Source organism: Nesterenkonia halophila (assembly GCF_009467795.1).
GTDB lineage: Bacteria > Actinomycetota > Actinomycetes > Actinomycetales > Micrococcaceae > Nesterenkonia > Nesterenkonia halobia.
Genome location: NZ_WIAX01000018.1, coordinates 51,052 through 69,231, shown reverse-complemented (window position 1 = coordinate 69,231; position 18,180 = coordinate 51,052). Strand labels below are relative to the sequence as shown.

15 protein-coding genes and 2 riboswitches are annotated in these 18,180 nt (G+C 71.8%); of the genes, 7 read left to right on the top strand and 8 right to left on the bottom strand.

From position 1 onward, the window contains the following. Positions 1 to 7: 7 nt before the first annotated feature. The 3 genes from GCL72_RS09225 to GCL72_RS09215 form a co-directional block, all read right to left on the bottom strand. Positions 8 to 817, bottom strand: coding sequence for an ABC transporter permease (locus GCL72_RS09225; RefSeq protein ID WP_153144428.1), 810 nt, complete (start codon positions 815 to 817; stop codon positions 8 to 10). Then, positions 817 to 1,890 (bottom strand): aliphatic sulfonate ABC transporter substrate-binding protein, encoded by a 1,074-nt coding sequence (locus GCL72_RS09220; RefSeq protein WP_153144427.1) that lies wholly within the window; start codon positions 1,888 to 1,890, stop codon positions 817 to 819. The genes GCL72_RS09225 and GCL72_RS09220 overlap by 1 nt, the downstream gene beginning before the upstream one ends. A gap of 69 nt (positions 1,891 to 1,959) precedes the next feature. Continuing rightward, the gene (locus tag GCL72_RS09215) at positions 1,960 to 2,838 is read right to left on the bottom strand and encodes an ABC transporter ATP-binding protein (RefSeq protein WP_153144426.1); all 879 of its coding nucleotides are present in this window, start codon (positions 2,836 to 2,838) and stop codon (positions 1,960 to 1,962) included. Positions 2,839 to 2,850: 12 nt separating this feature from the next. Next, positions 2,851 to 2,946, bottom strand: a riboswitch (SAM riboswitch). Between the two features lie 196 nt (positions 2,947 to 3,142). Beyond that, a riboswitch (SAM riboswitch) is annotated at positions 3,143 to 3,239 on the top strand. A 6-nt stretch (positions 3,240 to 3,245) separates the two neighbouring features. Between GCL72_RS09215 and GCL72_RS09210 the strand changes: the two genes are divergently transcribed. The 6 genes from GCL72_RS09210 (at position 3,246) to GCL72_RS09185 (ending at position 9,995) form a co-directional block, all read left to right on the top strand. Beyond that, positions 3,246 to 4,121: a methionine ABC transporter ATP-binding protein gene (locus GCL72_RS09210; protein WP_153144425.1), complete on the top strand. Its 876-nt coding sequence runs from the start codon at positions 3,246 to 3,248 to the stop codon at positions 4,119 to 4,121. Next, complete coding sequence (locus GCL72_RS09205; RefSeq protein ID WP_153144424.1) at positions 4,121 to 4,783, top strand: methionine ABC transporter permease; 663 nt, start codon at positions 4,121 to 4,123, stop codon at positions 4,781 to 4,783. The genes GCL72_RS09210 and GCL72_RS09205 overlap by 1 nt, the downstream gene beginning before the upstream one ends. Positions 4,784 to 4,897: 114 nt before the next feature. Continuing rightward, the gene (locus GCL72_RS09200) at positions 4,898 to 5,821 is read left to right on the top strand and encodes a MetQ/NlpA family ABC transporter substrate-binding protein (RefSeq protein ID WP_153144423.1); all 924 of its coding nucleotides are present in this window, start codon (positions 4,898 to 4,900) and stop codon (positions 5,819 to 5,821) included. 151 nt (positions 5,822 to 5,972) lie between these two features. Then, positions 5,973 to 7,277 (top strand): acyl-CoA dehydrogenase family protein, encoded by a 1,305-nt coding sequence (locus tag GCL72_RS09195; protein ID WP_153144422.1) that lies wholly within the window; start codon positions 5,973 to 5,975, stop codon positions 7,275 to 7,277. Next, positions 7,274 to 8,623, top strand: coding sequence for an MFS transporter (locus GCL72_RS09190; protein WP_153144421.1), 1,350 nt, complete (start codon positions 7,274 to 7,276; stop codon positions 8,621 to 8,623). The genes GCL72_RS09195 and GCL72_RS09190 overlap by 4 nt, the downstream gene beginning before the upstream one ends. Before the next feature lie 16 nt (positions 8,624 to 8,639). After that, on the top strand, positions 8,640 to 9,995 hold the full coding sequence (locus GCL72_RS09185) for an LLM class flavin-dependent oxidoreductase (RefSeq protein WP_153144420.1): 1,356 nt from the start codon (positions 8,640 to 8,642) through the stop codon (positions 9,993 to 9,995). Between the two features lie 45 nt (positions 9,996 to 10,040). On the opposite strand, the gene GCL72_RS09180 is transcribed toward GCL72_RS09185, so the two are convergent. The 5 genes from GCL72_RS09180 to GCL72_RS09160 form a co-directional block, all read right to left on the bottom strand. Continuing rightward, complete coding sequence (locus GCL72_RS09180; protein WP_153144419.1) at positions 10,041 to 11,213, bottom strand: hypothetical protein; 1,173 nt, start codon at positions 11,211 to 11,213, stop codon at positions 10,041 to 10,043. Positions 11,214 to 11,229: 16 nt separating this feature from the next. Next, positions 11,230 to 12,429, bottom strand: a complete 1,200-nt coding sequence (locus GCL72_RS09175) for a hypothetical protein (protein WP_153144418.1) — start codon at positions 12,427 to 12,429, stop codon at positions 11,230 to 11,232. A 37-nt stretch (positions 12,430 to 12,466) separates the two neighbouring features. Further along, entirely contained in the window at positions 12,467 to 12,964 is a 498-nt protein-coding gene (locus GCL72_RS09170) for a hypothetical protein (protein WP_153144417.1), read from the bottom strand. 212 nt (positions 12,965 to 13,176) lie between these two features. Beyond that, positions 13,177 to 14,577: an aspartate aminotransferase family protein gene (locus tag GCL72_RS09165; protein WP_153144416.1), complete on the bottom strand. Its 1,401-nt coding sequence runs from the start codon at positions 14,575 to 14,577 to the stop codon at positions 13,177 to 13,179. 77 nt (positions 14,578 to 14,654) lie between these two features. Continuing rightward, complete coding sequence (locus GCL72_RS09160; RefSeq protein ID WP_153144415.1) at positions 14,655 to 16,148, bottom strand: CoA-acylating methylmalonate-semialdehyde dehydrogenase; 1,494 nt, start codon at positions 16,146 to 16,148, stop codon at positions 14,655 to 14,657. Positions 16,149 to 16,292: 144 nt separating this feature from the next. On the opposite strand from GCL72_RS09160, the gene GCL72_RS09155 reads away from it, so the two are divergent. Next, a complete protein-coding gene (locus GCL72_RS09155; protein WP_170289609.1) occupies positions 16,293 to 17,957 on the top strand; it encodes a PucR family transcriptional regulator in 1,665 nt (554 codons plus the stop codon). Positions 17,958 to 18,180: the final 223 nt, after the last annotated feature.

Sequence of the window (18,180 nt, the reverse complement as noted above, 5' to 3'; positions counted from 1 at the left end):
GCCGGACCTACGCCCAGGTCGTCAGCGCCCGACGCTCGACGAGTCCGAGCAGCGCATCGGTGATCTTGCCGATGACCGCCAGCAGGATGATCGCCAGCAGCAGCCGATCGGTGCGGCCGGTGTTCTGCGAGTCGGTGAGCACGAAGCCCAGGCCCATCGAGGAGGCGATGAGCTCGGCGGCGACCAGGAACAGCCAGGCCTGGGCCAGCGCCAGGCGCAGCCCGGAGAACACCGAGGGGACCACCGCCGGCAGCTGGACGGTGGTCAGCAGACGAACCCCGTGCAGGCCGAAGGCGCGGCCGGCCTCCACCAGCTGCGGGTCCACATGCCGCAGGGCCGAGTAGACGGCGGTGAAGACCGGGAAGAAGGCGCCGATCGCGATGAGCGTGACCTTCGAGTCCTCGTAGATGCCCATCCAGAGGATCAGCAGCGGCACCCAGGCCAGCGAGGGAACGGCCCGGAAGGCGCCGATCGTCGGCTGCAGCAGCGTGTCGGCGATCCGCGACAGCCCCAGCAGCGAGCCGACCGCCAGGCCGAGCACCGCGCCGATGCCGAAGCCGAGCAGCACACGCTGCACCGAGATGGCGACGTGCTGGCCCAGCTCGCCGCGCTCGTGCAGCTCGACGCCGGCGGCGACGACCTCCTGCGGCGCGGGCAGCTGCACGGAGGAGAAGAGGCCCAAGATGTCGGTGACCAGCCACCAGACCAGCAGCAGGACCAGCGGCACGATCGCGCCGAGGGCCACCCGGCCGCCGGGGACGCGGCGGATCCGGGCCGGGGCGCACTCCTGGTTCTGCTCCCGCGTGGTCTCGGCCATCACTGATCACCCTCGGAGGAGGTCGTCCCCTCGGCATCGGTCGCCTCGCGGTCCTCGGCGAAGTCCGGGTGGAACAGCGTCTCCAGCGCCTGGTCGATGTCTTCCTGGCTGGAGACGTCGCCGGTGTCCAGGAAGATCGGGCCGACCTCCTCGAGCACCTCGCGCTGGTCCTCGCCCGGCACCGGGTCGACGTCGAAGGTGGTGCGCTCGGTGATGACCTGCTCGGCCACCGAGGTCTCGATGTTGCCGTACTCGGCCAGGATCTCGGCGGTCCGGCCCGGGTTCTCCTGCGCCCACTGCCGCGCCTGCTCGTAGACGTCGACCACGGTCTGGGCAGTGTCCGGGTGGTCCTCGATGAAGGGCTCGGTGGCGTTGATGACGCTGTAGGTGTTGAAGTCCACGTTCCGGTAGAAGAGCTCGGCGCCCTCCTGCTCCTGGCCGGCCATGATCGGATCCAGACCTGCCCAGGCGTCGACGTCGCCGTTGGACAGCGCGGTGGCGCCGTCGGCGTGCTGGAGGTTCTGGACCTCGACGTCGTCGACGCTCATCCCGGCCTGCTGCAGCGCCTGGACCAGGAAGAAATACGGGTCGGTGCCCAGCGTGGCGGCCACCCTGGCGCCCTCGAGGTCCTCCATCGACTCGACGTCCGAGTCCGGACCCGCGACCAGCGCGGACCACTCAGGCTGGTTCTCGATGAGGATCGTCTTCTGCGCGGCGCCGTTGGCGCGGGCCAGCAGCGCCGCCGAACCGGCGGTGGAGCCGACCTGGATCGCCTCGGCGCGCAGCTTCTCATTGGCGTCGTTGGAGCCGTGGGACTGGACCCACTCGACCTCGGTGCCGGCGTCGGAGAGCTCCTCCTCCAGCCAGCCGTGCTCCTTGATGACCAGACTGAGCGGGTTGTAGGTGGCGAAGTCGAGGGTCAGCGTGCCCAGCTCGCCGTCCTCGGAGTCGGCCGGCTCCTCGCCCTGCACGCAGCCGGCGGCCAGGACGGTCACCGCCGCGCCGGCGGCGACGACGCGGGTGAGCCGGGTGGTGCGGGCAGTGCGGAGAGCGGCGTGGTGCGAACGATTCATCTCGGGGAACGGCCTTTCGTGCAGTCGTCTCATCAAGGGGCAAGTGGTGCCACGCGGAGGAGGGGAGTGTCAGTGCTCGTGGGCGTCGACGCCGAGGCCGGCGAGCAGCTCGCCGCGCAGCGTGGCCAGCTCCGCCGAGGCGCGGTCGCGCGGGCGCTCGCCCGGGACCTCGAGCAGCCGGGAGACCGTCGCGCCCTCGGGGGCGTCGTCGGCGTCCTCGGCCGGGTCGGCGCCGAGCAGCAGGATCCGGTCGGCCAGCTGCAGGGCCTCGTCGACGTCGTGGGTCACCAGCAGCACTGTGGTGCCGGTCTGGGCGTGGACGTCGAGCAGCAGGTCCTGCATCTTCAGCCGGGTCAGCGCGTCGAGCGCGCCGAAGGGCTCGTCGAGCAGCAGCACGCCGGGCCGACGCGCCAGCGCCCGGGCCAGCGAGGCGCGCTGGGCCATGCCGCCGGAGATCTCGCGCGGACGCAGCTCCGCCCGCTCGGCCAGCCCGACCAGCCGCAGCAGCTCGTCGACGCGCTCGCGGCCCGCGGCCCGGGACACGCCGCGCGGCATCCCCAGGGCGACGTTGCGGCGGATCGAGCGCCAGGGCAGCAGCCGCGGCTCCTGGAACCCGACGGCGGTGCGCTCGTCGAAGGGTTTCACCGGGGCACCGTCGATCAGCACCTGGCCGTCGTGGCCGGCGTCGAGGCCGCCGACGGCGCGCAGCAGCGTGGACTTGCCGCAGCCGGAGGCGCCGAGGACGGCGACGACCTCGCCGGGATGCAGGGCGACGTCGACGTCGCGCAGCACAGTGCGCTCGCCGAAGCGCCGGCCGACGGCCTGCAGGTCCACCGGCAGCGAGCGGCGGGCGGACTCGGCCGTCGTGCCTCGGCGGTCAGCGGGGGCGGCGGTTTCGGCGGTGCGCTCGGCGCGGGGTGTCGCGAGGGCAGGTGCGGACGTCGTCATGGAGGATTCACACTCCCATCGGTCCTGGCGGTAGCACCCGGCGTGACAGAAGCACCCGGGTTGCTGCGGCGTCGTCGAGCCAGATCTCTCGGCCGCTCGGGATGGATACGCGATTCACCGTACGAGGCCCGACGTGCCGGGACCAAGGCGCGCCCACGATGTGAGACATCCGGCGACATCTTCTGCCGTCGCAGACGCTCCCTTTCGCCCCCCCCCCCGGGGAGGATCATCTGACGAACTGTGACATGAACACTCTGCACAGATTTGACGAGTGTTCATCACCGGCCCGTACAGTTGAGCCCAGCCACCATCCAGAGCGACTGAGAGATCTGGCTCGACGACGTCGCAGCAACCCGGGAAGGCCACGCCGCGCCGGGTGCTACCGCCAGGACCGATGGAGAATGCCCATGATTTCACTGCGCCATGTGTCCACGACATTCCCCGCCGCACGGGGTGAGGACCCGATCCGCGCCGTCGACGCCGTCAGCCTGGAGATCCCGCAGGGGAGCATCCAGGGCATCATCGGCTTCTCCGGCGCGGGGAAGTCGACGCTGCTGCGGAACATCAACCTGCTCGAGCGCCCCACCGCCGGCGCGGTGCACGTCGCCGGCACGGAGCTCACCGCCCTCGACGGCGAGGCGCTGCGCCGTGCGCGCCACCACATCGGGATGATCTTCCAGGGCTTCAACCTGGTGAACAATCTGACGGTCGCGCAGAACGTGGAGCTGTCGCTGAAGTTCGCCGAGGTCTCCGAGAAGGCCGAGCGCCGCCGGCGCGTGGCCGAGGCGCTGGCCATCGTCGACCTCGCCGACCGTGCTGAGACCTACCCGGCCCAGCTCTCCGGCGGGCAGAAGCAGCGCGTGGCGATCGCCCGGGCGCTGGCCACGCGGCCGCAGGTGCTGCTCTGCGACGAGCCGACCTCGGCCCTGGACCCGGCGACGACGGCGACGGTGCTGCAGTACCTCGCCGACGTGAACCGTGACCTGGGCATCACCGTGGTCATCGTGACCCACGAGATGGAGGTCATCAAGGCCCTCGCCGACCATGTGGCCGTCATGGAGGACGGCCGCGTCGTCGAGCGGTTCCCGGCCGCCGAGCTGGACCGTGAGGACTTCGCCCCGCGCACCGCCATCGGCGAGTACCTCGCCGGCGGCGGCATCCGCGTCGACCGCGGCGGGCGCGCCGCGGCCGACGTCGCCGCGCCGGAGCAGGCGGATCGCCCGGAGCAGACCGAGCAGACCGCCTCGCACGACTCGCACCAGCTGCCGGAGGTGGTCGGCTGATGCAGCGGATCCTCGAACTGCAGCCCGAGCTGGTCCAGGCCCTGCTGGAGACCTTCGTGATGATCGGGGTCGCCATCCCGCTGGCGGTGCTGCTCGGCACGCCGCTGGGCGTGTGGCTCTTCGTCCATGCCCCGGGTGGGATCTCGCCGTCGCCGCGCAGCCACGCGGTGGTCAGCGGGCTGGTCAACGCCGTGCGCTCCTTCCCGTTCCTGATCCTGCTCATCGCGATCATCCCGTTCACCCGGCTGATCGTCGGCACCACCGTCGGCACGGCCGCGGCCATCGTGCCGCTGACGGTCAACGCGATCCCGTACTTCGCCCGGCTGGTCGAGCAGAACATCAGTCAGCTCGGCATCGGCGCCGTGGAGGCCTCCCGGGCGATGGGGGCGACGCGTCGGCAGATCATCCGCAACGTGCTGCTGGTCGACGCCCGGCCCGGCCTCATCGGCTCGATCACCATCACCACGGTCAGCTTCATCTCCTATTCGGCGATGGTCGGGCTGGTCGGCGGCGGCGGGATCGGCGACTTCGCCATCCGCTACGGCTACTACCGATATGAGACCGCAGCGATGCTGGTGGCCATCGTGCTGATGCTCGCCCTGGTCACCATCGTCCAATGGGGCGGCGGCCGACTCTCCCGGCTGGCCGACAAGCGGGTCTGACCGTTCGTCCCCCCGCCCGCCGGAGTCCGCCTCCGGCTCCCCTCCTCCGCCGTCCGGCGTGATCTGTCCGACGCGTCGACGGCTCGCCGCACCTCTGACACGAAAGCCTCACCCATGTCTCATCTGCTGAACCTCTCCGGCCCCTCGTTCGGCGGCCCATCCCGCCGCGGCGTGCTCGTCGGCAGCCTCGGCGCCGCCGGCGCGCTGGCCCTGACCTCCTGCGGCCTGGCCGACGCCGTCGGCGGCGGGGGCGGCGACACGACCATCAGCATGATCGTCACCGAGTCCGCGCCCTTCCAGGAGCCCACCGAGATCGCGAAGGAGCTGCTGGCCGAGGACGGCTGGACGCTGGAGACCACCTACGTCACCGACATCATCCAGCCCAACCAGGTCGTCTCGCAGGGCGAGTACGACGCGAACTTCTTCCAGCACATCGCCTACCTACGCCAGTTCAACGAGGACAACGGCACCGACGTCGAGCCGGCCTTCTCGGTGTACTACGCGCCCAGCGGCATCTTCTCGCTCGAGCATGACAGCATCGAGGACCTTCCCGAGGGCGCGCAGATCGCGCTGGCGGTGGACACGGCCAACAACGGCCGCGGCATCAAGCTGCTGGCCGAGGCCGGGGCGCTGGAGATCGACGAATCCAAGCCGGTCACCGAGCTCAGCCAGCGCGACATCACCGCCAACCCGAAGAACTTCGAGTTCATCGAGGTCGACCAGCAGTCCACCCCGCAGACGCTGCCCGACGTCGACGCCGGCTTCGCCTTCGCCCGGCTGATCGCCGAGGCCGGCCACGACGTCGACGAGACCGCGCTGATCCTGGAGGACGACGCCGAGGTCCGGCGTCCGTACACGATCGTCGTGGCCGGCCAGCCCGGCTTCCAGGACACCGAGAAGGCCCGTGCGCTGCAGAAGGCCTTCCAGTCCGAGGAGGTCCGGCAGTGGTATGCCGACTACCTCGACGGCGCCATCGACTTCACCGACGAGTTCACCCTCGAGAGCGTCGAGGACGTCTGGGCGGAGTTCTCCGGCTGAGCCGGTCCGCCCCCGCTGAACCCTCCCGGCGGCGGTCGCGCGGTGCACTGGGCATGGCCGCGACGACCGTCGTCGGGAGTCTCCCTCCCGAACCCGCTCCGCCGGGGCCCTCCCCGTCGACTCTCCGCCCGCCCGAGGATGTGATGCCGCGATGAGCACGACCGCACTGCACGAGACGACAGCGCAGCAGGACCGTCGCTCCGCCGACGGGGTCGAGCTGCCCGAGGACCTGCTCGCCGAGATCGCCGACGGCGCCGTCGCCCGCGAGCTCGAGCGCGAGCTGCCGCACGGGCCCGTCGCCGCGCTGGATGCCGCCGGCTTCGGCGCGCTGCGCGTGCCCGGCGAGGCCGGCGGGCCCGGAGCGAGCATCGAGGACCTCACCCGTCAGGTGATCCGCCTGGCGGCCGCCGACTCCAACGTCGCCCATCTCTACCGCGGGCACTTCGGCTTCGTGGAGTCGCTGCGCTTCCAGCCCGAGGAGATCCGGCGCGCCTGGTACCCGCGGGTGCTGGCCGGCGAGACCGTCGGCAACGCCTCCACCGAGAAGGGCGGCAACGCGCTGGGCACGCTGAACACTGTGCTCACCGTCGGCGAGGACGGCACGACGCGGCTGGACGGCGAGAAGTTCTACTCCACCGGCACGATCTTCGCCGACCACACCCGCGTCTCGGTCTCCCGCCCGGGGCGCGAGGGGCGCGGCTTCGCCGTCGTGCCGATCACCGCCGACGGTGTGACCGTCCACGACGACTGGGACGGCTTCGGCCAGCGGCTCACCGGCACCGGCACCACGCAGTTCGACGGCGTGCCGGTCGCCGAGGATGCGGTGCTCGACCGGGTGCCCGGATCCCACGAGGCCGTGCACGAGGCGGCCTTCTTCCAGCTCCACCTGCTGGCGGTGCAGGTCGGCATCGCCCGCGCCGCCCTGGCCGACGCCTCTGCGCTGGTCGCGAGGCGCTCCCGGACCTTCAACACCTCCGGCTCCGGACAGCTCTTCCGCGAGGACCCGCTGATCCAGCAGGTCGTCGGCCGGATGTCGGCGCGGACCTTCGCCGCCGAGGCGACGGTGCTCGAGGTCGCCCGCATCCAGGACCGTGCGCTCGCCGCCGGGCTGGCCGCCGGCACCCAGGACGACCCGCACGCGGAGCTGCCGCGGGCGGTCCACGACGCCGAGATCGCCGTCGAGCAGGCGCAGATCACCGTGCCGGAGACGACCATCGGCGTCGCCCAGGAGCTCTTCCAGACCGTCGGCGCCTCGGCCACGCTGCGCGGCAAGGCCCTGGACCGCCACTGGCGCAACGCCCAGACCATCGCCACCCACAACCCGATCGCCTTCCGCGCCCGCGCCGTCGGCGACTGGGAGGTCAACGGCACCCTGCCCGAAGGGCTCACCGCGATCGGAGACGCCGACGGCGCCGCCTCGGGCGCCGCGGCGTCGACTGCGGAAGGAGGAGCATGACCACCTCGCTGCAGACCCCCGCCCCGGCGGAGCCCGGACTCGCGCCGCTCCGCGAGCGCCGTCGTGTGCTGGCCTCCGCCTTCGCCGGCACGACGATCGAGTGGTACGACTTCTACCTCTACGGCACGGCCGCCGCGCTCGTGTTCGACACCCAGTTCTTCCCCAGCGAGAGCGAGCTGGCCAGCACCGTCGCCTCCTTCGCCGCGCTGGCCACCGGGTTCCTCATGCGGCCCCTGGGCGGCATCGTGGGCGGCCACCTCGGGGACCGGATCGGTCGCAAGGCGCTGCTCGTGGCCTCGCTGATGATCATGGGCATCGCCTCGCTGCTCATCGGCCTGCTCCCGAACCACGGGACCATCGGCGTCTGGGCCGCGATCGCTCTGGTGACCCTGCGCATGGTGCAGGGATTCGCGACCGGCGCCGAATGGGGCGGCTCCGCCCTCCTCTCGGTCGAGCATGCCCCGGCCCGGCGCCGGGGGCTCTACGGATCCTTCACGCAGGTGGGCTCTGCGGCCGGCATGCTCCTGGCCACCGGCGCCTTCGTCCTGGTCGGCGCGCTGACCACCGATGAGCAGTTCGCCGCCTACGGCTGGCGGATCCCGTTCCTGCTCTCGGCCGTGCTGGTGGTGCTGGCCCTGTGGATCCGGCTGGGAGTGCAGGACGCGCCCGAGTTCTCGGCGATGCGCCGCGAGGGGCGCACTGCGAGATCTCCGGTGCGCGAGGTGATCGCCCACCATCGCCGGCCCCTGCTCATCATCATCGCCCAGCGCATCGCGCAGAACAGCGTCTATTTCCTCATCGCGGTCTACCTGCTGAGCTATCTCTCCTCCACGCGCGGCGACGACTCCGCAGGGACCACGGCGGTGATGGTCGCCTCCGCCGTCGGCCTCGTGACCACCCCGCTGTGGGGCCTGATCTCGGACCGGGTGGGCCGGCGGGCGCCGACGGCCTTCGGCTTCGTGGCCATCGCCGGCTTCGTGTGGGTGCTCTTCGCCTACCTGGACGCCGGGCCGCTCACGCTGCTCCCCCTGGTCGTGATCCTGGGGATGAACATCGCCCACGACGCGGTGTACGGCCCGCAGGCGGCCTGGTTCGCCGAGCAGTTCCCGGTCGAGGTGCGCTATTCCGGGGTGAACATGGGCTATCAGCTGGGCTCCGTGATCGGCGGCGGCATCATGCCCCTGGTCGCCGCCCTGCTCTTCGCCGCCGGCGGCGACACCCCCTGGCTGATCTGCGCCTACGTCACGACGATCGCCGCGATCTCGTTCGGAGCGACCATGCTCGCCCGCGACTCCCACGGCCGCTCCCTCCGCGCCGCGCGCGACGACCGGCCCCGACCATCCTGAGGACCCGAGGAGAACCATGCCCGAGCCGATGCTCTTCAACGCCTTCGACATGCTCGTCCCCGTCCATCAGTCCCCGGGGCTGTGGCGCCACCCGGACTCGCGGATCGCCGAGTTCGACACGCTGGCGTACTGGACCGAGCTGTCCCGGACGGTGGAGGACGCCGGGTTCTCCTCCCTCTTCCTGGCCGACGTGCCCGGGGTCTACGACGTCTACGGCGGCGACGGCGACGCCGCGGCGCGCGGGGGCGTGCAGTATCCGCTGCTGGACCCGCAGGTGATCGTGCCGGCCCTGGCCGCGGCGACCACCCACCTGGGATTCGGGGTGACCGCCTCGGTGACCTACGAGGCGCCGTACCTGCTGGCCCGGCGCTTCGCCACATTGGACCACCTCACCGGCGGCCGGGTGGCCTGGAACATCGTCACCAGCTACCAGGACTCGGCGGCGCGGAACCTCGGCATGCAGGGCCAGATCCCGCACGACGAGCGCTACGACCGCGCCGACGAGTACATGGAGGTCATGTACGAGCTCTTCGAGCGCTCCGTCGAGGACGACGCGGTGGCCGCCGACGCCGACCGCGGGGTCTTCGTGGATCCGGAGAAGGTCCACGACGTCGACCACGCGGGTCGCTGGTTCTCCGTGCCCGGGCGCATGCTCACCCACCCGGGGCCGCAGCGCACTCCGCTGCTCTTCCAGGCCGGGGCTTCGGCCCGCGGGCAGCAGTTCGCCGTCGACCACGCCGAGGCGATCTTCGCGATCACCTCGCGGCCGGAGAAGCTGGCCGATCAGGTCACCGCCACGCGTGAGCAGCTCTCCGCCGCCGGCCGGGATCCGGCGTCGGTGCGCTTCTTCGCGATGGTCACCATCGTCGTCGGCGAGACGGAGGACCAGGCGCGGGCCCGCCTGGAGGAGTACCGCGAGCACGTCGACACCGAGGCCGCCCTGACGCTCTTCGGCGGCTGGACCGGCGTCGACCTCTCCGATCTGGCCGAGGACGACGTCATCGCCGACGTGCAGACCGAGGCGAACCAGTCGGCGCTGGCGATGTTCACCAAGGATCCCGAGCAGCGCTGGACGGTCCGCGACGCCGCGGAGTTCATCTCCATCGGCGGCCGTGGTCCGCTGATCGTCGGCGATCCCGCGCAGGTGGTGGACGAGCTGGAGCGCTGGCGGGATGTGGCCGACGTCGACGGCTTCAACGTCTCCGCGGCGGTGCGTCCGGCCGACTTCGAGCGGTTCCGCGACCTGGTGACCCCGGAGCTGCGGCGCCGCGGGCTGCTGGCCGACCGGCCCGAGCAGCCGGTCACCCTGCGCGAGCAGCTCGGCGGCGAGGGGCCGCATCTGGCCGCCGAGCACCCCGGCCGCCGCGGCTGAGCGGCCGGTCGACGTCGGTCGGCGTCGGGCCGCGTCCGGGGCCGCTCAGCGCGCGGCCCGGCGCAGCATCAGGTCCATGATCTCGTCGTCGACCGGGCGCGCAGTGCCGTAGGCCGGGTAGCGGAATGGGATGATGCTGGCATAGGGATTGATGTCGAGGACGACGGCGTCCTCGCCCGTGTCCAGCCGCGGTGCGAGCAGGTCGACCACGGCCGTGTCGAGCCCCGGGACGGCGGCGAGTCCGTCGGCGGCCAGCTTGGTCAGGTCCGCGGAGAGCGCGTCGGTGACGTCGACGGCGATCCCGCCGCCTGCGGCGAGGTCCGCGATCGGCGTCAGCTGGGCGGTCTCGCCGGCGGGGACCACAGTGTCCGGGCTCAGCCCGACCGGCTCGAGGAACGCCTCGGTGATCTGAGGCTGGTGCGAGCTCAGCGCGGCGCACCCGCGGCGCCGGGAGATCTCGCCGGCGGCCAGCTCGCCGACGGTGGAGGACCCGTCGCCGACTACATGCAGCGGAACCCGCACGATGGCCGCGGCGACCCGCCGGCCCACGACGAAGCAGCGCAGGTCCAGCCCCGGGTGATGCGCCTCCACCACCATCTGATACTGCGACCCCGAGGTCGCCGAGCGGGCATGCATCGCCTGCAGCCAGGCATGGCGCAGCTCCGGCTCGGTGCGCACGTCGGCGGTGATGCCGCGGCCGGTGCGTCCGGTGGAGGGCTTGACCGCCGCCGGTCCGCCCAGCGTCTTCAGATACTTCACCGCGCGGCTGAACCGGGTGGGGCTGATGCCCCGGCCCTGCGGCGTCGGCACGCCGGCGGTCTCCAGATAGCGCCGGGTCAGCTGCTTGGAGCGGGTCACGCGGCGGGCGTGATTGCTGACCAGCGAGGTCACCGCGGAGTCCATCCCGCCGACGACGATGCCGGAGAGCGAGAAGACCACGTGGTTGTCGGTGATCCGCTCGGCCGTCATCCCGCGGCGCCGGGCGGCGTCCTGGAGCAGCTCGCGGTGCGTGCTCACCGCGGTCCAGCGATTCATCAGGCCCCGTCGCGGCGTGACGTGCTCGGCGAGGAAGCTGTCCAGCGCGCCGCCGTCGTCGGGGGCTCGGCTCGGCGGCGTGCCGGGCGTCTCCGGCTCCTCGGGCGCGGACCGGTCGGCGGGCTCCGCAGGGCGCGGCGCCGACGTCGGCGGGGCGGGGAGAGGGGACTCGGAGGGGGCCATGCGGGTCAGGATATCCTCACCGGGAGGCCCGGATCAGGAGCATGTCCGCCAGCGCACCGGCCACATCGCGACCGGTGCCGACGGCGGGGAGATGGTGGGGGAGGAGCGAGGCGGTCGGCTCGACGTCGACCACCACCGCGCCGTCGGCCGAGTCCAGCCGCGGAGCCACCAGATCCGCGGCCCCGGCGCCGAGGCCGGGCATCGCGCCGACGGCGTCGGCGGCCACCTCGGCGAGCTCGTCGGCGAGCTCGTCCGTGACGTCGACGGGCAGTCCGCCGGCGTCCAGGCCGGCGGTCGCGGCCAGGATCCGCACCTCGCCGGCCTCCGGCACGGCGTCGGGGCGCAGACCGGCGGCCTCCAGCGCGGCGTCGTCCAGATGGGGCGTGCGCGGGGCGAGGATCGCGTGGCCGCGGCGTCGGTCGGTCTGCAGCTCGAGCAGCTCGCGCACTGTCGAGGCGCCGTCGCCGACGAGGTGCAGCGGCACCCGGACGATCGCCGAGACGACCCGGTCGCCGACGACGAAGGCGCGCAGGTCCAGCCCGGCATGGTGGGTCTCGAGCAGCAGGTTGAGATTGGCTCCGGGGCCGCGGCGGCGCGCCTGGAGCGCCGGCCGCCAGGCGGCGCGCAGCTGCTCCTCGGTGGCGAGGCCGGTGGTGATCCCGGCGCCGGGGTGGCCGGCGACGGGTTTGAGCGTCGCGGGGCCGTCGAGTTCGGCGAGCTGCGCGCAGGCGGCGTCCAGCGCGTCCGGGCCGTGCATCCGCCCGGCGGGCACCGGCACGTCGCGGACCCGCAGGTGCCGCTTGGTCAGCCAGGCGTTGTCGCCGACGCGGCGGGCATGGGCGCCGACCAGCGTGGTGACGCCGTCGCGCAGCCCGCCGACGACGATGCCGCCGAGCAGCAGGACCTGCTGGCCGTCGACCTCCTCGGTGCGCACACCGCGGCGGCTCAGCGCCGCGCGGATCAGCTCGTCGTCGGTCGCCGGGCGCGGCACCGAGGAGACGGCCCCGGCCTCGCCGGCCAGCCGGTCGGCGATGAACTGTTCGACGGCATGCTCGCTCTCGTCGCGGGACGGCGCGGAGGCCGCCTCGTCCGGCTCGTCCGGCGAATCGGCGGAGGCGCCGGACACTGCACCGGACGCTGCACCGGACTCTGCGGCGGACTCCGCGGCGGGGTCGACGGCGGCGGCGTCGCGGGCTGGGGGCGTGGTACTGGCCATGCGCCCCAGGATAGCGCCCGGGCCGGGGCGGTCGCCGTCAGGCCGGGGAGCCGCCGCGTTCGGCGGGGTGGCCGCCCTCGTCGGCCCAGTCGCTGCCGGTCTCCTCGGTGGCGAGCCCGGGGTCGGAGACGACGTCGCCGCTGCCCTCGGCGCCGGCGGCCGTCGTGGTGGGCGAGGAGTCCGGGTCCCCGGGGTCCTCGCCGCCGGACCCCGCGCTCTCCGGATCGGTCGCCGAGGTGTCGGATCCTGCCGTCGGCGAGGCGTCGGCGAGATCGGCGTCAGCGGCCGCGCGCACGCGGTCGGCGGAGGTGCGCACCGCCTCGGCGGCGGCGTCGGCGGCCTTCCGCGCGCCGGCGGCGACATCCTGGGCCGTGCGGGCGGCGACGTCGGAGGCGCGGTTCACCTGCTCCTGGACCGTCGGATCGTTCCAAGTCTCCGAGGCGGTGCGGCGGGCCTTCTCCAGGCTCTCGCCGCCGTTCTTCGAGCCGAGCACGTAGCCCACGGCCACGCCGACGCCCAGTGAGAACAGTCCCATGATGTGTTCCATCCTTCCGTCACGACCGTCGTCGGGTCGGTGTGGTCTGCAGCGCGGCCCGCGACCGGCGGGTCCGGGCCGCTGCTGTCGAACCTACGGGGCGACGTCGGCGGTGTCACCAGTGCGGGACCCGGAACCGCCCCTGACCCGTCCCTGAGCGGCCCCTGAGTCGCCCCCGCCCCGCCTCTGAAGGGGCTGCGAACGGTGGGAGATCAGCGAACGGCGGCATCGGCGACGTCGAGGGCGGCGTCGAGGATGTCGAGGCCGGCGTGCGCCTCGTCCTCCGAGACGGTGCACGGCGGCACGACGTGGATCCTGTTGAAGTTGGCGAAGGGCAGCAGGCCGCGCTCCTTGCAGGCCGCGATGACCTGGGCCATCTCCGGGCTGCTGCCGCCGTAGGGCGCCAGCGGCTCCTTCGTCTCCGGGTCCTTGACCAGCTCGACGGCCCAGAACACTCCCGTCCCGCGGACTTCTCCGACCGACGGGTGGCGCTCGGCGATCTCACGCAGCCGCGGGCCGATGGTCTCCTCTCCGAGGCGGGCGGCGTGCTCGACGATGCCTTCGGACTCCATGGCCTCGATGGTCGCCACCGCGGATGCCGTGGCCAGCGGGTGTCCCGAATAGGTCAGTCCGCCGGGATAGGGGCGCTGGTCGAAGGTCTCGGCGATGTGCGGACTGATCGCCACGCCGCCGAGCGGCACGTAGCCGGAGTTCACGCCCTTGGCGAAGGTCAGCAGGTCCGGGACGACATCGAAGTGTTCGACGGAGAACCAGCGGCCGGACCGGCCGAAGCCGGCCATGACCTCGTCGGCGATGAGCACGATGCCGTGGCGGTCGCAGAGCTCGCGGACGCCGCGCATGTAACTCGTCGGCGGGATCATGATCCCGGAGGTGCCGGGGATGGATTCGAGCACCAGCGCGGCGATGTTCTCCGGACCCTCGAGCCGGACGGTCTCCTCGAGGTGCTCCAGCGCGCGCTGGGATTCCTCCTCCTCAGTGGTCGCGTGGAAGCGTGACCGGTAGAGGAAGGGGCCGAAGAAGTGCACCACTCCGGAGTCGCCGTAGTCGTTCGGCCAGCGCCGAGGGTCGCCGGTCAGGTTGACCGCGGTGTCGGTGCCGCCGTGGTACGAGCGATACCGGCTGAGCACCTTGTATCGTCCGGTGTGCAGTCGGGCCATGCGCACCGCGTGCTCATTCGCGTCGGCCCCGCCGTTGGTGAAGAAGATGCGATCCAGGTCGCCGGGCGTGTGCTCGGCGATCAGCTCGGCGGCCCGCGACCGGGCCGGGTTCACATGCTGCGGTGCGACGGTGCAGATGTCGGCGGCCTGCCGCCGGATCGCCTCGACCACCGACGGATGCTGGTGGCCGATGTTGGTGTTGACCAGCTGGGAGGAGAAGTCCAGCAGGCGCCGGCCTTCGCCGTCCCAGATCCAGCTGCCCTCGGTGGCCAGGATGGTCATCGGGTCCAGCGAGCCCTGCGCGGACCACGAATGGAACACATGACGACGGTCCAGTTCATAGGCGTGCCGGCCCGCTTCTACGGCCTCGGCGGAGAACTCGCGGGTCGGGCCGAGGTCTTCGGCTCCGCGACGGGCTGAGGTCTCGGTGGTCATGATGATCTCCTTCGCTGATCGTCCGTTGCGGATCTCGTGCGGATCCCGCGCGGATCAGGTGCTCGGGTCGGGGCCGGTCAGCCGTTCTGCGGGAAGCCGAGCTGCAGGCCGCCGTGACTGGGGTCCAGCCAGCGGCTGGTGACGGCCTTGGTGCGGGTGTAGAAGTGCACGCCGTCGGCGCCGTGGGCGTGGGAGTCGCCGAAGAGCGAGGCCTTCCACCCGCCGAAGCTGTAATAGGCCATCGGCACCGGGATCGGCACGTTGATGCCGACCATGCCGACCTCGACCTCGTTCTGGAACCGCCGGGCCGCGCCGCCGTCGTTGGTGAAGATCGCCGTGCCGTTGCCGTACTTGTTCCGGTTGATCAGCTCCAGGGCCTCGTCGTAGCTCTCCACGCGCAGCACCGAGAGCACGGGGCCGAAGATCTCGTCGGTGTAGATGCTCATCTCCTCGCCGACGTGATCGAAGAGCGTCGGCCCCAGCCAGTAGCCGTGCTCCATGCCCTCTGCGGAGCGCCCGCGCCCGTCGACGACCAGGTGCGCGCCGTCGCGCTCTCCGGCGTCGACGTAGGCGGCGACCTTGTCGCGGTGCTCCTTCGTCACCAGCGGACCCATCCCGGGCTCGTCGGTGCCGCGACCGATGGTGATGCCACGGGTGCGCTCGGCGATCTTGGTCACCAGCTCGTCGGCGGCGTCGCCGACCGCCACGCAGGCGGAGATGGCCATGCACCGCTCGCCGGCCGAGCCGAAGCCTGCCGAGGTCATCGCGTCGGCGGCCAGGTCCAGGTCGGCGTCGGGCAGCACGATCGCGTGGTTCTTCGCCCCGCCGAGGGCCTGCACACGCTTCCCGGCCTCGGTGCCGGTGCGGTACACGTACTCGGCGATGGGCGTGGAGCCGACGAAGCTGACGGCCTTGATCGCCTCATGGGTCAGCAGCTCGTCGACGGCGGTCTTGTCGCCCTGCAGCACATTGAACACGCCGTCGGGCAGACCCGCCTCCTTCCACAGCTCGGCCATCCACAGCGACGCCGAAGGGTCCTTCTCGGAGGGCTTGAGCACCACGGTGTTCCCCGCGGCGATGGCGATCGGGAAGAACCACATCGGGACCATGGCCGGGAAGTTGAAGGGACTGATGATGCCCACCGGGCCCAGCGGCTGGTGGATCGAGTAGGCGTCGATCTTCGTCGAGGCGTTCTCGGTGTGTCCGCCCTTGAGCAGGTGAGCGATGCCGCAGGCGAACTCCACGACCTCCTGGCCGCGGCCCACCTCGCCGAGGGCGTCGGAGACGGTCTTGCCGTGCTCGCGGCTGATGATCTCGGCCAGCTCGGACTTGCGGGCGTTGAGAAGCTCCCGGAAGGCGAAGAGCACCGTCGTGCGGCGGGTCAGCGAGGTGTCGCGCCAGGCGGGGAATGCTTCGCGGGCGGCCTCGATGACTGCGCCGGCGTCGTCGACGTCGGCGAGGGAGACCTCGGCGGTGGCCTCGCCGGTGGCCGGGTCGGTGACCTCGGCGGTGCGGGCGGACCGGCCGGAGAAGGCCTCGCCGGCGCGCCAGTGGGTGACAGGGGTGGGCATGCGCTCTGCTCCTCGTGACTGGGGGCCGTGCCGGGACCCGTCGTGGGGCCTCCCGTGCGGTTCTCCGTCCAGCGTTCCAGGATCCTCGCCATGTGACCGACCGCATCCTGTATGAGCTTGTTGACACAGATTTACACTGTGTCAATGACTGTCACCGTGTCAGAGATTCTGGACCTGGATGTCGTGCAGGCGGGCGATCCGCTGGTGCTCAGCGATGAGGGGGTGGAACGTGCGGTGCGTTGGGTCCACAGCATCGACATCGAGGACGTGACCCATCTGTTGCGCGGCGGCGAGCTGGTCCTCACCACCGGCGTGGCGCTGCGCCGCGACGCCGCACGCCACCTGCGCGGCCTCGCCGAAGCCGGAGCGGTCGGAGTGCTCGTCGAGCGTCCGGTGCCCGAAGGAGGGGATCGGCGTGACGTGATGCCGGACGGGGTGCCGGAGCTGGCCCGTTCCCTGGGGCTGACGCTGGTGGCGCTGCGCCGCGAGGTGCGCTTCGTCGAGATCACCGAGCAGGTGCATCGCCGGCTCGTCGCCCAGCAGTACGAGGAAGTCCAGTTCGCCCGCCGGGTCTACGAGACCTTCACCGATCTGGCCATGCACCGCGAGCCCCCGCGGGGCATCGTCGCCACCTCTGCCGAGCTGCTCGGGGCGCCGGTGGTGCTCGAGGACCCGATGCACCGGGCTGTCGCCGTCGCAGGTGCCGGTCGGCCGCTCGATGATCTCCTGAAGGGCTGGGACGCCACGGCGCGGGAGCAGGACGGGGACGGTCGCAGCAGTTGGGCGTCCGTCGACGTCGGGCCGGTGGAGGAGCCGTGGGCACGCCTGGTCGCGGTGGATGCGGAGCTGCCGTCCGCGCGAGTCGAGATGGTCCTCGGCCGTGCCGCCCAGGCCCTGCACCTGCAGCGCATGCAGGAGTATGGCGGGCAGGAACTGGAGCACCGGGCGCACCGGGACCTCTTCGACGATGTGCTCGAGGGTCGACTGACATCCGGGGAGATAGAGGCGCGCGCCGTCGCACTGGGTATGGCACGTGCTGATCAGTACGTGGCAGTCACAGCAGTGGTGCCAAGCGGCCTGAACAGAGAGCGGCGAGGCATCGACCCGGAGCCCGACGGCGGCCTGAGCCTGCAGCACCGGATGCGCGACGTGCTGGCCGCGACCGTCCGGTCGCAGGGCCACACAGGCCTGGTGTCGCTCGGCAGGGAAGCGCGCGTGGACCTGGTCCTGGCCCTCCAGCACGGGCAGGAGGTGCCGGGCTCCGTGTTGGAGAGGCTGGGGCAGGCTATGCGGACCCAGCTGAGCCGCACCACAGGTCTCGATGGCTTGGTGGCCGGGTTCGCCGACCCCTCCGAGGATGTCTTCCGAGCGGTTCTGGCGACTCGGGTCTCTGCTCAGGCCGCCGCTGCGGCCGCCGCTCTGAGAGCGCCCGATCACGTCTGCTTCTCCTTCTCCGGACTGCGCCTGCGCGGGCTGTCCTCGCTGATTCGCGACGATCCCAGAGTCCAACGTTTCGCGGAGGCTGAGCTGGGCCCGCTGCTGTTGGACGATATTCGTCGTGAAGGGCGGTCGGTCGATGTGCTCCGCGCCTACCTGGAGTGCGGGGGCAACAAGACGGCTGTCGCCCAGCGCCTGCACATGAGCCGGCCCGCTCTCTATGCACACCTGAGACGGATCGTCGAGACGCTGGGCGTCTCCCTGGAAGACGGCGAGTCCCGCGCCTCCCTCCACGTCGCGCTGATGATCATCGATGCACGGTCTGCGCTGGACGGCCATGAACAGTCAGGGGATCTTCTGGCCGACGTGTGACCGTCGCGTTGCCGCATTCGGCGATTCCGTGTGATTCCGGCGTGTCCTTCGTGGGGGGGGCGACCGGCTGCGTGGCAGGGGCAGCGTTCATCGATGCCGTGCCCGGTGTGGAGCGGGCTTTGACATCTTGTAAAGCAGGAGGGTCATCGGGTGACAGTCTGCCCCGGACGCCCGTGAGGCGATGCGGCAGGATGGGCGCAGCAGAATGTGGAGTGAGTCACAT

What these genes read in the sequence shown, in the direction of transcription:
- GCL72_RS09200 (WP_153144423.1), top strand. Translation starts at nt 4,898, where the DNA reads ATGTCTCATCTGCTGAACCTCTCCGGCCCCTCGTTCGGCGGCCCATCC.
- GCL72_RS09155 (WP_170289609.1), top strand. Translation starts at nt 16,293, where the DNA reads ATGACTGTCACCGTGTCAGAGATTCTGGACCTGGATGTCGTGCAGGCG.
- GCL72_RS09205 (WP_153144424.1), top strand. Translation starts at nt 4,121, where the DNA reads ATGCAGCGGATCCTCGAACTGCAGCCCGAGCTGGTCCAGGCCCTGCTG.
- GCL72_RS09160 (WP_153144415.1), bottom strand. Translation starts at nt 16,148, where the DNA reads ATGCCCACCCCTGTCACCCACTGGCGCGCCGGCGAGGCCTTCTCCGGC.
- GCL72_RS09210 (WP_153144425.1), top strand. Translation starts at nt 3,246, where the DNA reads ATGATTTCACTGCGCCATGTGTCCACGACATTCCCCGCCGCACGGGGT.
- GCL72_RS09190 (WP_153144421.1), top strand. Translation starts at nt 7,274, where the DNA reads ATGACCACCTCGCTGCAGACCCCCGCCCCGGCGGAGCCCGGACTCGCG.
- GCL72_RS09225 (WP_153144428.1), bottom strand. Translation starts at nt 817, where the DNA reads ATGGCCGAGACCACGCGGGAGCAGAACCAGGAGTGCGCCCCGGCCCGG.
- GCL72_RS09185 (WP_153144420.1), top strand. Translation starts at nt 8,640, where the DNA reads ATGCCCGAGCCGATGCTCTTCAACGCCTTCGACATGCTCGTCCCCGTC.
- GCL72_RS09165 (WP_153144416.1), bottom strand. Translation starts at nt 14,577, where the DNA reads ATGACCACCGAGACCTCAGCCCGTCGCGGAGCCGAAGACCTCGGCCCG.
- GCL72_RS09180 (WP_153144419.1), bottom strand. Translation starts at nt 11,213, where the DNA reads ATGGCCCCCTCCGAGTCCCCTCTCCCCGCCCCGCCGACGTCGGCGCCG.
- GCL72_RS09175 (WP_153144418.1), bottom strand. Translation starts at nt 12,429, where the DNA reads ATGGCCAGTACCACGCCCCCAGCCCGCGACGCCGCCGCCGTCGACCCC.
- GCL72_RS09220 (WP_153144427.1), bottom strand. Translation starts at nt 1,890, where the DNA reads ATGAATCGTTCGCACCACGCCGCTCTCCGCACTGCCCGCACCACCCGG.
- GCL72_RS09195 (WP_153144422.1), top strand. Translation starts at nt 5,973, where the DNA reads ATGAGCACGACCGCACTGCACGAGACGACAGCGCAGCAGGACCGTCGC.
- GCL72_RS09170 (WP_153144417.1), bottom strand. Translation starts at nt 12,964, where the DNA reads ATGGGACTGTTCTCACTGGGCGTCGGCGTGGCCGTGGGCTACGTGCTC.
- GCL72_RS09215 (WP_153144426.1), bottom strand. Translation starts at nt 2,838, where the DNA reads ATGACGACGTCCGCACCTGCCCTCGCGACACCCCGCGCCGAGCGCACC.